The sequence below is a fragment of the Lutimonas halocynthiae genome, assembly GCF_030409835.1.
GTDB classification, from domain to species: Bacteria; Bacteroidota; Bacteroidia; order Flavobacteriales; family Flavobacteriaceae; genus Lutimonas; species Lutimonas halocynthiae.
Genome location: NZ_JAUFQO010000003.1, coordinates 14,244 through 28,865, shown reverse-complemented (window position 1 = coordinate 28,865; position 14,622 = coordinate 14,244). Strand labels below are relative to the sequence as shown.

Genomic DNA, 14,622 nt, shown 5'->3' with positions numbered 1-14,622 from the left:
ATCTCTTTGCTTAGATGCTAAATATTTCCTTCATCAAAACCGTCAATTGGATTGATCTTTTCCTTCATGTTCTCTTTCTTGATTTTTTCCTGTAACATGATCATCCCTTCCAATAATGATTCCGGCCTTGGTGGGCATCCAGGTACATAAACATCTACCGGAATTACATGATCGGCACCTTTAATTACAGAATAGGAATTATAATAGAACGGACCACCGGAAATGGCACATGCTCCCATTGCAATAACATATTTAGGTTCAGCCATTTGATCATACAATCTTCTTAATACCGGTCCCATTTTATTGACAATAGTTCCAGCAATGATGATTAGATCGGCTTGTCTGGCGGAAGGTCTGGCTACTTCAAAGCCAAATCGCGAAAAATCGTGTTTTGGAGCTCCTGTCTGCATCATCTCTATGGCACAACAACTGGTACCAAAATACAATGGCCACAATGAATTGGATCGACCCCAGTTAACAACGGAATCTAGAGTGGTCACCACAATATTTCCTCCATTTCCCGCAGGGATAACTTTGCCCGGAAAACTATCCGGAACAACTTCTTTTAAACCTTCAGCTTCTAACTGACTTAAATATCTTTTCTTTTCTACTCCCATTTTAAGGCTCTTTTTTTGTATGCATATAAAAGTCCTAAACCTAAAATAAATAAAAACACCATTATTTCAACTAAGGCCACTGTTCCTACTTCTTTAAAAACCACTGCCCAAGGTACCAGAAATGCGATCTCAATGTCAAACAATAGAAAAAGGATTGCGAATAAATAATATCCTACCTTGAATTGTACCCAAGTGGGTCCTATTGTTTCAACTCCACATTCATAAGGCTCTTTTTTTGCTGCATTTTCCGATTTATGAGAAATCAGATTTGATAAGAAATTAGCTAACACAATTAAAAAAACGCCCGCAATAAAAAATACTAAAATCGCTTCGTAACCCATAATTGATATTCTTAATTAGTACACAAATGTATCTCGTGGTTTAAAAAAAAAGGGTGATCAATGTCACCCTTTACACAATACTTTAATTTATTTTACTTCATAGGTTTCTCCGGAGAAAAACAGTTCGTCAACCTTCGAAAATTGCGACTTTGATTTTACCTCTGCGTTGAGCATCTCTTCTCGTTGTTCAAAAGTAGTATCTTCAAAACTTCTGATAATTCCGGTAGCTAAAGGATATTGCAATTTAACAAGCATCTGATGTAAAGTATTATCTTCACATTTGGCATCATGAACCAAAATATCCTCTTGAGTAACTCCATTCTCACCTATTGTTACTACTTCGAGCTTAAGGCCATTCAGAACAAGTCCCTTATCCTTTTCTTTTCCAAAAATCATCGGTTTACCGTGTTCCAGGAATAACTGTTTGTCTTCCTTAACCTTCTTATCTGTAAACTGAGTAAAACAACCATCATTAAAAATGACACAATTTTGTAGAATCTCAATCAATGAGGTTCCTTTGAATTTCTCTGCCTCTATGAAAAGACTGGTCATTTCTTTAGGGCTGTTACCTCCCAATCTTGCAAAAAACCTAGCTTGCGCTCCAAGAGCCAGTTCACCGGGATGAAACGGAGGCTGAGTATTCCCATAAGGAGAAGATTTTGTCTTTTGACCAATTAAAGAAGTTGGTGAAAACTGCCCTTTTGTCAAGCCGTAAATTTCATTATTGAACAAAATGATATTCAGGTCCAGATTTCTTCTTAACACATGTATAAAATGATTCCCTCCGATGGCCAAACTATCACCATCTCCTGTAATCATCCAGACACTAAGGTCCGGATTTGCTAATTTAACCCCGCTGGATATGGCAGCTGCCCTTCCATGGATACTATGCATTCCGTAAGAATCTATATAATAAGGGAATCTGGATGAACACCCAATTCCTGAAATAAAAACGACATCTTCCTTATTTACACCCATCTCAGGAAGTGCTTTTTGCATTGATCTTAAGATTACATAATCATCGCAACCAGGACACCATCTAACCTCTTGGTCACTGGAAAAATCCTTGAATGTATATTTTTTTTCTATAGTATCTTGCATCTTAGTCTTCTTTAATTATGTTCTTGAATTTCTCTACCAAATCGATCACTGAAAATGGTAAGCCCATCACTTTATTGTATTGTAAAAATTCATTTTCAGGGTATCTGCCTTTTAACACAAACGATAATTGCCCTTTATTCAATTCACAAACTACTATTTTCTTGAATTTAGATAACACCTCAGCCGTGTTTTTTGGGAAAGGATTGATATAATGAAAATGGGCATGCCCAACTTTGAAACCCTTGGCATCTAATTTTCGAACAGCAGAGTGCAAACTTCCATAAGTACCACCCCATCCGATCACCAAAAGATCACCTTCTTCATTGTATTCCGCTTTTAAGTCTGGAATATAATTTTCAACCCGTTTTACTTTTTCAGCCCTGATATTAGTCATATATTCATGATTATCAGGAACATAAGACACATTTCCTGAGATCTTATCTTTCTCTAATCCACCAACCCTGTGTTCTAAACCAGGGGTACCCGGTATGGCCCAATTTCTCGATAAGGTTTCGTTGTCACGATCATAAGGATGCCAACTATCGGAACCTTTATTTACTAAACTTGTTTTTATATCAGGCATCTCGCTGATAGACTTGATCCGCCAAGGTTCTGAACCATTGGCAATGTATCCGTCAGTAAGCAGTATGACCGGTGTCATATGCTCAAGGGTCAATTTAGCTGCTATATAAGCATAATCAAAACAATCAGAAGGTGTACTTGCTGCGATAACAATAACCGGTGACTCCCCATTTCTGCCATACATGGCTTGTAAGAGATCTGATTGTTCTGTTTTGGTTGGTAAACCTGTTGAAGGTCCACCTCTCTGAACGTTCACAATAACCAAAGGTAATTCTGTCATCAATGCCAGTCCGATAGCTTCTCCTTTAAGGGCAAGACCCGGTCCGGAAGTAGTGGTAATGGCAAGGTCACCTGCAAAAGAGGCACCAATTGAAGAAGTAACACCAGCGATCTCATCTTCTGCCTGAAAGGCTTTAACTCCAAAATTCTTGTGTTTAACCAGTTCATGTAATATATCCGTTGCCGGTGTAATTGGATAAGACCCCAGAAATAACTCAAGTCCAGACTTCTCCGCAGCTGCAAGAAACCCCCAGGCAGTGGCCATATTACCGTTTATAATACGGTAGGTTCCTTTAGGCATTGTCGATGGAGCGATTTGATATGCATTCGGAATCAATTCCAGCGTTTCGGCATAATAAAACCCTGCTTTCAGAACCTTTGTATTCGCTTCTGCAATCTCTGGTTTATACTTAAACTTCTCCTCAAAGAAATTTAAGGTATGACTCATTTCACGATTATACATCCAGTAAACCATGCCCAACGCGAACATATTCTTACTTCTTGTAATACTTTTATTATCAAGACCCAAATCTTTAATAGACTCCTTGGTCATAGAGGTCATAGAAACTTCAATTACTCTATAGTTTTCAAGGCTTCCATCTTCTAATGGATTACTTTCGTACTCAGCCTTTTGAAGGTTCTTTTTTGAAAATGCATCAACATCGACAATAAGCGTATGTCCTGGTTTCAATGCATGCAAATTTGTTTTTAATCCAGCGGGGTTCATAGCTACCAGCAGATCGAGGTCATCACCAGGTGTACTGATTTCAATACTACCTATATGAACCTGAAATCCGGAAACACCGTAAAGGCTTCCCTGAGGCGCCCTGATCTCTGCCGGATAATTGGGGAAAGTTGCCACGTCATTGCCAAACATGGCTGACGTGTCAGTAAACTGTGTACCAGTTAACTGCATTCCATCACCAGAATCACCAACGAATCTGATTACTACCGCACTTAATGATTCTACTTCATGTATTGCGTCATCCATTTTATTAACAGCCATCTTATGCATATTTTTGATAAATTTACTAAAATTTTAGATTACCCTATTTATTTAATGGCTAAAAGTAAGTAGCCTAGATCTTTTATAATATGACTTTTATCAATCTGTCATTTTTATTACATTCAACGTTCTGAGAATCTCTTATTTGGAATAATTCTAAATTTTCGTTCTACTGAATTTTATAAAATTTTATTTCTTTAACTTTGTTGCAGAATTTTAAAATCTAAATAAAATGGCTATAATTATAACAGACGAATGTATAAACTGTGATGCTTGCGTTGCGGAATGCCCAAATAACGCAATATATGAACCAGATAGTGAATGGTCATACTCAGATGAAACCTCCTTAAGTGGTGAAGTGACTACTCCTGATGGAAGAACAGTTGATGCAGATGCTGAAAATGAAGCAGTTAGTGATGAATTTTATTTTATCGTTACTGATAAATGTACAGAATGTAAAGGTTTTCATGATGAACCACAATGTGCATCGGTTTGCCCGGTTGACTGTTGTGTTCCTGATGAGGAGCATGTTGAGACAGAAGAAGCGCTTCTTGAAAAAAAGGTTTGGATGCACGGAGAATAAAAAAACTTATTTCTTAAAATTAAAAGAGTATTTGATATCAAATACTCTTTTTTTTTGCTCCAAACTTGCCAAAATAGGCCTATGACTTATATCATAATTTAATTCTTAGCTAAACTATAATTTTACCACTGTTAATCGTATTCGCTTGATAATGATTAATGCAGTAATAAACTTATCTCATATTATAAACTATCTATAAAATGAAAAAACAATTCGAAAAAATAATTTGTGATGCGAATGAGGCGGTGGCCAGAGTAGCACATAAGACCAATGAAGTATGCGCGATTTATCCAATAACTCCTGCATCACCTATGGGTGAACATGTAGACCTCTACAGTTCTAAAGAGCAAAAAAATATCTGGAATAATATTCCTCGCATTGTTGAAATGCAAAGTGAAGGTGGAGCTGCAGGTGCAGTTCACGGAGCTTTACAAGCTGGTGCGTTAACCACAACGTTTACGGCTTCTCAAGGACTCCTCTTGATGATTCCAAATATGTATAAAATGGCCGGTGAATTGCTACCTACAGTGATTCATGTAGCTGCGAGAACAGTTGCAACCCACGCCTTATCTATTTTTGGTGATCATAGCGATGTAATGTCTGCAAGACAAACAGGTTTTGCCATGCTTTTTGGAGGATCAGTTCAAGAAGCTCAGGATTTTGCGCTTATCACTCAAGTGGCAACCCTTAGATCAAGAATACCTTTTATGAATATTTTTGACGGGTTTAGAACTTCGCATGAAATCTCAAAAATTGATGCTATTCCTGATGATATCATTCAAGCAATGATGCCAGAAGACCGTATCATGGCGCATAAAAAAAACTCACTGGATCCTGATAATCCAGTAATAAGAGGAACTTCTCAGAACCCTGATGTTTTCTTTCAAGCTAGAGAAGCTGCTAACACTTTCTATGACAAAGTTCCTGAAATTGTTCAGGAAGTAATGGATGAATTCTACAGCCATACCGGCAGACGATATGACCTGTTTAACTATATAGGCCATCCTGAAGCAGAAAGAGTTACAGTTATAATGGGATCTGGTGAAGGACCAGTATATGAAGCTATGGAGAAAATGGTAGCCGAAGGTGAAAAAGTAGGTGCCCTGTTCGTTAGATTATACAGACCATTTTCTGTAAAAGATTTTATCGATAAAATTCCAAAAACGGTTAAAAAAATTGCTGTTTTAGACAGAACAAAAGAACCTGGAAGCATCGGAGAACCCCTATACATGGACGTTCTAACTGCTTATATGGAGAGTGGTAACGAAATTCCAAGTATTGTTGGAGGACGTTATGGCCTATCTTCTAAGGAATTTACTCCAAAAATGGTTAAAGGAGTCTATGATGAACTATTAAAAGATAAACCAAAAAACCACTTTACTGTTGGTATTATTGATGATGTAACACATACCAGCTTAATGGCTGACCCAATTTTTGAGGTAAAAAGAACCACTTTTAACTGTATGTTCTACGGATTAGGATCTGATGGTACAGTAGGTGGTAATAAAAACTCGATTAAAATTATTGGAGAAACAACTGATAATTTTGTTCAGGGATATTTTGTTTATGATTCTAAAAAAGCCGGAGCTCAGACCATATCGCATTTAAGATTTGGACCTGAACCAATTCATTCATCTTACTTGATTGAAAAGGCTGATTTTATTGCAAGTCATCAGTTCAACTTCATTGAAAAATATGATATGATCAATGATTTGAAAAAAGGTGGAACTTTCCTATTGAATTCTCCTTATTCAAAGGATGAAATCTGGGAACAACTTCCTGAAGAAATGCAAAAACACCTTATAGAGAATGAAGTAAACTTCTATATAGTGGATGCTTCTAAAGTAGCACAAGATGCTAATTTAGGTAAGCGTACAAATACTATATTACAGACGTGCTTCTTTGCTATATCAGGTGTTCTTCCTAAAAAAGAGGCCATTCAAAAGATTAAGGATGCCATTGTAAAATCATACTCTCATAAAGGAGATAAGATTGTACAAATGAACTTTGAAGCTGTTGATAAATCTCTGGAAAACTTGCAAAAAGTTGAATACCCAGATCAAGTTACCAGTGACAAACAATTTGTTTCTGCTATGACGAATGCTCCTGATGGCTTTGTAACAGAAGTATTAGAAACCATTCTAGCCGGTAGAGGTGATGAATTACCAGTTAGTGCTTTCCCAGTTGATGGTACTTTCCCAACTGGAACAACTCAATATGAAAAAAGTGGTATTGCGCATTTTATCCCTATTTGGGATGAGGCAGACATCTGTACACAATGTAATAAATGTGTTGCTATTTGTCCTCACGCTGCCATTAGAGCAAAAGTAGTTTCAAAAGAAGAACTCTACGAAGCGCCATTAACACTTAAACATGTTGGTGCCAAGGGTAGACCATTTGCAAAAGATGATGCCTATGTACTTCAAGTATCTCCAGAAGATTGTACGGGATGTGACCTATGTGTAGAGGTTTGTCCGGCTGAAAGCAAGTTAGTTCCTGGTTTCAAATCGATCAATATGCGTAAGAAACTTGATCATGATGTAGTTGAAAATTCAAATTGGGATTTCTTTATTGATCTTCCTGATTATGCAAGAACAGAGCTTAGTACTTCAAATGTGAAAGGAGCTCAATTCTTACAACCTTTATTTGAATTTTCCGGAGCCTGCTCTGGTTGTGGTGAAACACCTTATATAAAACTGATCACACAATTATACGGTGACAGTATCATGATTGCAAACGCTACGGGTTGTAGTTCAATTTATGGAGGTAACCTTCCTACAACGCCTTACAGAACCAATGAGTTTGGTAGAGGTCCAGCCTGGGCGAATTCTTTATTCGAAGATAATGCAGAATTTGGTTTAGGAATGCAACTGGCTCTTAGCAAAAAACAAGAGATCGCAGTGGGCTTATTGAAATCAATGGAGTTATTAGTTGGCAGCGAATTGGTGTCAGATATATTATTAAATCCAGAGGCAGATGAGACTGAAAAAGCCAAAAAATTTGCAGATATAGATAAACTTAAAGCAACTTTAAACATCCTTGACAATAATGAAGAGGCCAAAAAATTGAACCAACTTACCGAATACCTTCGTAAAAAAGCTGTTTGGATCTTTGGTGGAGATGGTTGGGCCTATGATATAGGATACGGTGGTGTAGATCACGTACTGGCTTCAGGTGAAAATATCAATATCCTTGTGATGGATACTGAAGTTTATTCAAATACCGGTGGTCAGACATCTAAAGCAACGCCTCTTGGGGCAAGCGCAAAATTCTCTATAGCTGGTAAGAAAACACCTAAAAAGAGTCTATCTATGCAAGCCATTTCATACGGTACAGTTTATGTAGCACAAATTGCAATGGGTGCTAAAGATGTTCAAACTTTAAAAGCTATTAAAGAAGCAGCTGAATTTAACGGACCATCATTAATCGTTGCTTACTCACATTGTGGTGAGCACGGATATGATCTAAAACATGGTGTTACGCAGCAAACTAAAGCTGTTAACACTGGGTATTGGCCATTGTTCAGGTTTGATCCTTCAAAACCAAAAGGTAAAAAATTCAGACTTGACTCAAAAGCGCCTTCAGCGCCATTGGAAGATTTCATGTACAATGAAGCTCGATTCACGAGAGTTGTTAAAGAAAATGCTTCTTTGGCTGGTGAGTTATTGGTTCAGGCACAGGAAGAAGTTGAATCTAAATGGGAACGTTTAGAACTATTTAAAAGCTTATAATTTTGTTAAACCAAACCCCGTAAAATTTAAATATTCTACGGGGTTTTTATTTTTCAAACCATGGATAAAAAAGCTAAAAATCAATTTGAAAAAGCAGATGGACAGCTAAGAAAGGCGAATGAAGAGCTCTATAAGCCACAGGAAGATATAGTCTCCTTTTTGGTTTGCAAAAATACCCTGTTAGCTATTGAAAATTATTTAAAAGGGTACTTGTCTAATAGAGGATATGAAACTAAAAATGAAGAATCACTTGATTTACTTCTTGAAAGGTGTCGCCTCTTAGACAAAAGATTCAATCAGATCGACCTTTCAGTTATTGATTGCAGTTCAGATCATCAGAATCACACATTTTGTGAGGACCCAAAAAAAGTAAATTCCTGTTTTGAGAAGGCCGATCAACTCGATAACCTATTGCGAGGTATGGGCATCATTTAATCTGCTGTTTATTTTTAAACACATCATTTATCCAATCTGCATTTTGTAAAATAAAGGACTTCAGGTAAATACATTTTTTTCTAGTATATTAGCGTATCAAACCTGAAATTTTATGCGTCCCCCTCAAATTGCATTTACACTCATATTTTGCCTTTACACTACATTTAGTCTTGCTCAAATTAAGACTTCAGATTCTTTAATTTCTGAGGACAAACCCTTAAATACAAAAAAGAGCGATACGTTATCTAATGAATTTGCACCTGTAACTTTATCTGGCGACACCCTGTTTTTAATTCGACACTCTCCTATGGAGTACCCTGTCAGCTATCGGGCCGGACAAATTTCCCAGCGACTAGAGTCACTATCCAAGAGCTATGAGAAAGGTGTTGATACAATTTACACAAAGAAAGAAGCATCATTCGTCAGTGTAATGTATAATGATGAAATTGCCTTTATTGTAACTGAGAACGATGCCAGATCCAATAATGTTTCTTTAAATGCATTGGCTGACAGCCAAGTACAAAAACTAAAGGAAGCTTTAAAAGAGGACGAAAAATATAATTTATCAACCCGCGAATGGCTCATTAGAATAGGTTATTTTTTGGCTTCACTAGTGGTCTTAATCCTAATTATAAAATTAATAAACTGGTCATATGGAAAACTCAATCTTCATCTGTCAAAGTTTGAAAAGAAATTTCTCAAGAAGAAAAAAAATATTCTGAGGTACTTTATTCCGAAAACAACTGCCAATATCTTTGTTTTTATTTCTAATGTTTCGCGATTTACCATAATCCTCTTTCTACTACTTACTTATTTGCCCTTCATGTTCAGTTTTTTCCCATGGACCGAAGATATTGTCAACTTATTTTACGGATATATTTCAAAACCTGTGAAGTTCGTTATTTTTGGTTTTATAGATTTTTTACCGAATCTCATATTTATCACTGTTATTATTTTTATAACAAGGTATGTGATTCGCGTGCAACGGGATATTGTTGAAGATATAGAAGCTGAAAAATTCATTATTCAGGGCTTCCCCAAAGACTGGGCGGGCACAACACAAAAAATAATAAGTTTATTAATCTGGGCCTTTGCACTTGTTTTGATTTATCCTCACCTTCCTGGCTCAGCCTCTCCAGCTTTTAGAGGGGTTTCTATTTTTATTGGTGCCATTGTTTCTTTTGGGTCTACTTCGGCAATCGCCAATATCATAGCAGGGGTTGTGATTACGTATATGCGCCCATACCAAATTGGTGATCGGGTAAAAATTCAAGATACTATTGGAGATGTGGTTGAGAAAACTTTGCTCGTTACAAGAATACGGACCATCAAAAACGAAGATGTGACCATCCCAAATGCCAATATCATTAACAATCATTTAATAAACTATTCGGCAAATGCGGAAAAAGCTGGTCTTGTATTGCATACCTCTGTAACCATAGGATATGATGTGCCCTGGGAGGAAGTTGAAAAATTATTGATCGAAGCTGCTTTAAAGAGTCTTCATATTGAAAAAGAACCCGCTCCATTCGTTTTACAGACAAGTCTAGATGACAATTATGTAGCCTATGAAATAAATGCCTATAGTAAGGAGGCCAAAAAAATGGCTTTGATCTATTCAGATATGCACAAGAACATACAAGATGTATTTAACATAGCTGGAGTAGAGATATTGTCACCGCAGTATATTGCGGCAAGGGATGGTAATTTAACCACTGTTCCGAGTCAGTTAAACCCTGAATCAAAAAGTCCGCTGGATAAAATCGTAGACCATCTTACCGGCCAAAATCAAGCCATAAAGGTTCAGAAAAAAACAGTAAAGAAAAGTGGTTCAGATGCTAAGAAAGGTTCAAATCCTGATCTTTTTAACAACTAATTAGTCGTTTAGTTTTAAGACTGCCATAAATGCTTGTTGTGGAATCTCAACATTACCCACCAAGCGCATACGTTTTTTACCTTTTTTCTGCTTTTCAAGTAATTTTCTCTTTCGGGATATATCACCACCATAACACTTGGCGGTAACATCCTTTCTCAAGGCTTTGATCGTTTCCCTTGCAATGATTTTCGCACCAATAGCTGCCTGAATTGGAATGTCAAATTGTTGTCTTGGAATCAGTTGACGTAACTTTTCACACATTTTCTTTCCTATTCCATAGGCTGTACTGTCATGTAATAGAGCAGATAATGCATCAACAGGCTGTCCGTTCAAGAGTATATCTACCCTTACAAGTTTAGAAGACCTGAATCCGATAGGATGGTAATCAAAAGAAGCATATCCTTTTGAAACAGTCTTTAATCTGTCATAAAAATCAAATACGATTTCAGAAAGCGGCATGTCAAAACTTAATTCAACTCTTTCTGTGGTCAGGTAGGTCTGGTTTGTTATTTCTCCACGCTTTTCTATACAAAGACTCATTACCGGTCCTACAAAATCTGATTTGGTAATAATACTTGCTTTGATAAAAGGCTCTTCTACTCTATTCAAGGTAGAAGGTTCCGGCAGATCTGTTGGGTTGTTTACCAAGATCATGTCATCCGGTCTTTTATTTGTAAAGGCATGATAAGATACGTTTGGTACCGTAGTGATCACGGTCATATCAAATTCTCTTTCAAGTCTTTCCTGAATAATTTCTAAATGTAACATTCCTAAAAATCCACATCTAAAACCAAATCCTAAGGCTGCAGAACTTTCAGGAACAAAAACCAAGGAAGCATCATTAAGTTGCAACTTCTCCATAGAAGACCTTAATTCTTCGTATTCATCTGTATCTACGGGATATATTCCTGCAAAAACCATTGGTTTTACATCTTCGAAGCCTTCAATCATTTCTTGGGTAGGATTCAATGCATCAGTGATTGTATCCCCCACTTTAACTTCACTGGCTGTTTTGATCCCAGTGATCAAATAACCAACGTCTCCTGCTTTTATGCTTTTCTTAGGTTCCTGGGTCAGTTTCAGCGTTCCTACTTCATCCGCAAAATATTCGTTTCCTGTGGCTACAAACTTTATCCTTTGACCTTTTTTTATTTCCCCGTTAATAACTCTAAAATAGGTTTCCACGCCTCTATAAGAATTGTATACAGAATCAAAGATCAAGGCCTGAAGCGGTCCGTCAGGATTTCCACCCGGTGCTGGAACTCTATCAATAATAGCCTTTAAAATGCTTTCAACCCCAAAACCAGTTTTACCACTGGCGTGAATAACTTCCTCCGGGTCGCAGCCTAAAAGATCAACAATATCATCAGTAACTTCTTCGGGATTGGCACTTGGAAGGTCAACCTTGTTTAAAACCGGTATAATCTCCAGGTCATTATCAAGAGCCAGATATAAATTAGAAATAGTCTGGGCCTGTATACTTTGAGCAGCATCAACTATCAATAGGGCTCCTTCACAAGACGCAATAGATCTTGACACTTCGTACGAAAAATCAACATGACCAGGCGTGTCAATTAAATTAAGAACATATTGCTCTCCCTCAAATTCATAATCCATTTGAATGGCATGACTTTTAATAGTGATACCCCTCTCTCTTTCCAGATCCATACTATCCAGTAACTGATCTTGTTTTTCCCTATCAGTGATGGTGTTGGTAAATTCCAACAACCTATCCGCCAAGGTACTTTTACCATGATCAATATGCGCAATAATACAAAAGTTTCGTATGTTCTTCATCCTTGTCTACCTATCTTCAATAATGCCGCAAATATAACCATTTAGTTGGTTGGCAAAACCTAATTTTTTCGATTAATCATGCTTAGGAAATACGATGCCGGCATCCTTTCTAACCCAGTCTAAAATTTCCATTAAGTCACGGCTTGTAGATAAAGGTAATAACGGACTTTGAGTAAGGCCTTGATCAAGGCATTCCATAACATGTATCGCTTCAAGCTCATAGCCCATTCCTTTTGGCTGTTCTATATGGATTTCTTCTTGAACACCATTTTTTTCGATAAGAATCGGAAATTCAGGTTCCCTAATAAATTTAATAAACCCATTTTCAAAACAGAGTTCTGTCTCATTATTACAGGAGCTTTCAAAACTTGAAGTAAGTACAGCCATAGCGCCATTCTCATAGGCAAAAAGCATACTAATACTATCTTCTACTCCTGTTGAGCGAATATTCGCCATGGTTTTTATGGATGTAGGCTTTCCTAATAGCATCAAGGATCTGAAGATGGGATAAATCCCTATGTCTAATAAAGAGCCTGCTCCTAAATCTATATTGTACAACCTTTTATCTGGGTCAAAGTCAGCCTTGAACATAAAATCAGACTTCACAAATCGCAATTGACCCAAGTCTTTATCTTTTGCCAATTCTAAAACTTTAATGAATTTTGCTGAAAAAATGGTCCAGAAAGCTTCCATCAAGAAAGTGTTATTGCTTTTTGAAGCCTCAATCATTTGATCTACTTCCTTTGTGTTCATGGCAAAAGCTTTTTCACAAAGCACTGCTTTTTTGTTATGTAAGCACAGTAAGCTATGTTCGAGATGCTTGGCATGTGGGGTAGCGATATAAACAATATCTACATTAGGATCTTCAACCATTTCTTGATACGAACCATAAGCTTTCTCGAAACCTAGTTCTTCAGCAAACTCTTTAGCATTATCCAAACTTCTTGAAGCCGCGGCATAAAGATTTGCATTGGGCAACAAAGAAAGATCAGCAACAAATTTTCTAGCAATTTTTCCGCAACCTAAAATAGCCCAGTTATATTTTTTATCCATTATAAATGTTTTAGTCGACCCAATCGGCTACAAATAAATTTGTATCACGGGTCCCATTATTATTTCTATTTGAAGAGAATACGATCTTTTTACCATCCGGTGAAAACATCGGGAAAGCGTCAAAAACCGTGTCATAAGTTATTTGCTCTAGACCTGATCCGTCAAGGTTGATCATAAACAAATTGAAGCTTCTTTTCGAAGCATGGTTACTCGAAAAAATTACTTTCTTACCAGAAGGATGAAAAAACGGTGCCCAGTTAGCATTTCCTAAATCCGTAATTTTTGTTAAGTCACTCCCGTCAACATTACAGACATATAACTCCATATTTGTGGGTTGAACCAATCCTTCAGCTAATAAATCTTTATATTCTTTAATCTCTTCTTCTGTTTTTGGACGAGAGGATCGAAAAATCAATTTAGTCCCATCTGGTGAGAAAAACGCACCTCCGTCATATCCTAATTCATTAGTGACTTGCCTTACATCACTACCATCAATATTCATAGTAAATAATTCCAGATCACCAGTTCGCGTTGAGGTAAATACAATTCTATCTCCATTTGGTGACACCGTGGGTTCTGCATCATAGCCATCCCCAAAAGTCAATTGCTCTAATTGATTTCCTTTTGTATCAGCCACAAAAATATCATAGCCTTTATAGACTGGCCATATATACTTATTGCCATAATCTTCTTTATTCGGCACTTCAGGACAATCCTTGCTAGCCAAATGAGTTGATGAATAAACTATTGTTTCGTTTCCTGGTAAAAAATAACTACATGTTGTTCTCCCTGTTCCGGTACTTATCAATTGTGGGATCTCTAAACTGTCTAAAGGTTTAGATGCATCCATCACAAAAATTTGATCACATTCCAGGCCCCAGACTTTATTATTGGCTTGAAAAACTAATTTCGAGCTGTCAAAACTCCAATAGGCTTCAGCATTATCACCTCCAAATGTAATTTGTTTGATGTTTTTCAAATGCTTTTCTTGTGGATAGTGTAAGGTGTTTACCCAAATGGTAGCACCAGATTTACCATCATAGCTACTGTTGTCATGAGACGATTTACATGCTAAAACAAGCATAAAAATAACAAGTATAAAAATTCTGTTTTTCATAGGATTGGTTAAAGTCAATTCAAATTTACGTTTTTTAAAAAAGTTTCAAACAAAAATCAACAATTGCTATAAAAATTTATCGATAATTCAAATGAAGGGCAATA

At 36.8% G+C, this 14,622-nt stretch carries 11 protein-coding genes; 4 read left to right on the top strand and 7 right to left on the bottom strand.

Features of this window, described 5'->3' with window-relative positions; genetic code table 11:
* Positions 1 to 17: 17 nt before the first annotated feature.
* The 4 genes from QWY87_RS04670 to QWY87_RS04655 all read right to left on the bottom strand — a co-directional run bounded on the left by QWY87_RS04670 (position 18) and on the right by QWY87_RS04655 (position 3,926).
* Positions 18 to 617: an NADH-quinone oxidoreductase subunit B gene (locus QWY87_RS04670; protein ID WP_290288831.1), complete on the bottom strand. Its 600-nt coding sequence runs from the start codon at positions 615 to 617 to the stop codon at positions 18 to 20.
* Positions 608 to 958, bottom strand: coding sequence for an NADH-quinone oxidoreductase subunit A (locus QWY87_RS04665; protein ID WP_290288829.1), 351 nt, complete (start codon positions 956 to 958; stop codon positions 608 to 610). The genes QWY87_RS04670 and QWY87_RS04665 overlap by 10 nt, the downstream gene beginning before the upstream one ends.
* Positions 959 to 1,045: 87 nt before the next feature.
* Positions 1,046 to 2,059, bottom strand: a complete 1,014-nt coding sequence (locus QWY87_RS04660) for a 2-oxoacid:ferredoxin oxidoreductase subunit beta (RefSeq protein WP_290288827.1) — start codon at positions 2,057 to 2,059, stop codon at positions 1,046 to 1,048.
* Between the two features lies 1 nt (position 2,060).
* A complete protein-coding gene (locus QWY87_RS04655) occupies positions 2,061 to 3,926 on the bottom strand; it encodes a 2-oxoacid:acceptor oxidoreductase subunit alpha (RefSeq protein WP_290288825.1) in 1,866 nt (621 codons plus the stop codon).
* Positions 3,927 to 4,158: 232 nt separating this feature from the next.
* Here QWY87_RS04655 and QWY87_RS04650 point away from each other — a divergent pair, with 232 nt between their 5' ends.
* The 4 genes from QWY87_RS04650 to QWY87_RS04635 all read left to right on the top strand — a co-directional run bounded on the left by QWY87_RS04650 (position 4,159) and on the right by QWY87_RS04635 (position 10,551).
* Positions 4,159 to 4,509, top strand: a complete 351-nt coding sequence (locus QWY87_RS04650) for a 4Fe-4S dicluster domain-containing protein (protein ID WP_290288823.1) — start codon at positions 4,159 to 4,161, stop codon at positions 4,507 to 4,509.
* Between the two features lie 200 nt (positions 4,510 to 4,709).
* Positions 4,710 to 8,240, top strand: a complete 3,531-nt coding sequence (nifJ, locus tag QWY87_RS04645) for a pyruvate:ferredoxin (flavodoxin) oxidoreductase (RefSeq protein WP_290288820.1) — start codon at positions 4,710 to 4,712, stop codon at positions 8,238 to 8,240.
* Between the two features lie 60 nt (positions 8,241 to 8,300).
* A complete protein-coding gene (locus QWY87_RS04640) occupies positions 8,301 to 8,675 on the top strand; it encodes a hypothetical protein (RefSeq protein WP_290288817.1) in 375 nt (124 codons plus the stop codon).
* Positions 8,676 to 8,787: 112 nt separating this feature from the next.
* Positions 8,788 to 10,551, top strand: a complete 1,764-nt coding sequence (locus QWY87_RS04635) for a mechanosensitive ion channel family protein (RefSeq protein WP_290288815.1) — start codon at positions 8,788 to 8,790, stop codon at positions 10,549 to 10,551.
* Here the strand turns inward: QWY87_RS04635 and lepA are convergent, their stop codons facing one another.
* The 3 genes from lepA to QWY87_RS04620 form a co-directional block, all read right to left on the bottom strand.
* On the bottom strand, positions 10,552 to 12,348 hold the full coding sequence (lepA, locus tag QWY87_RS04630; RefSeq protein ID WP_290288812.1) for a translation elongation factor 4: 1,797 nt from the start codon (positions 12,346 to 12,348) through the stop codon (positions 10,552 to 10,554).
* 72 nt (positions 12,349 to 12,420) lie between these two features.
* Positions 12,421 to 13,401 (bottom strand): Gfo/Idh/MocA family protein, encoded by a 981-nt coding sequence (locus tag QWY87_RS04625; RefSeq protein WP_290288810.1) that lies wholly within the window; start codon positions 13,399 to 13,401, stop codon positions 12,421 to 12,423.
* Positions 13,402 to 13,411: 10 nt separating this feature from the next.
* Positions 13,412 to 14,518 carry a TolB family protein gene (locus tag QWY87_RS04620; RefSeq protein WP_290288808.1) on the bottom strand — a complete coding sequence of 369 codons (1,107 nt, stop codon included), beginning with the start codon at positions 14,516 to 14,518 and terminating at the stop codon, positions 13,412 to 13,414.
* Between the last annotated feature and the right edge of the window lie 104 nt (positions 14,519 to 14,622).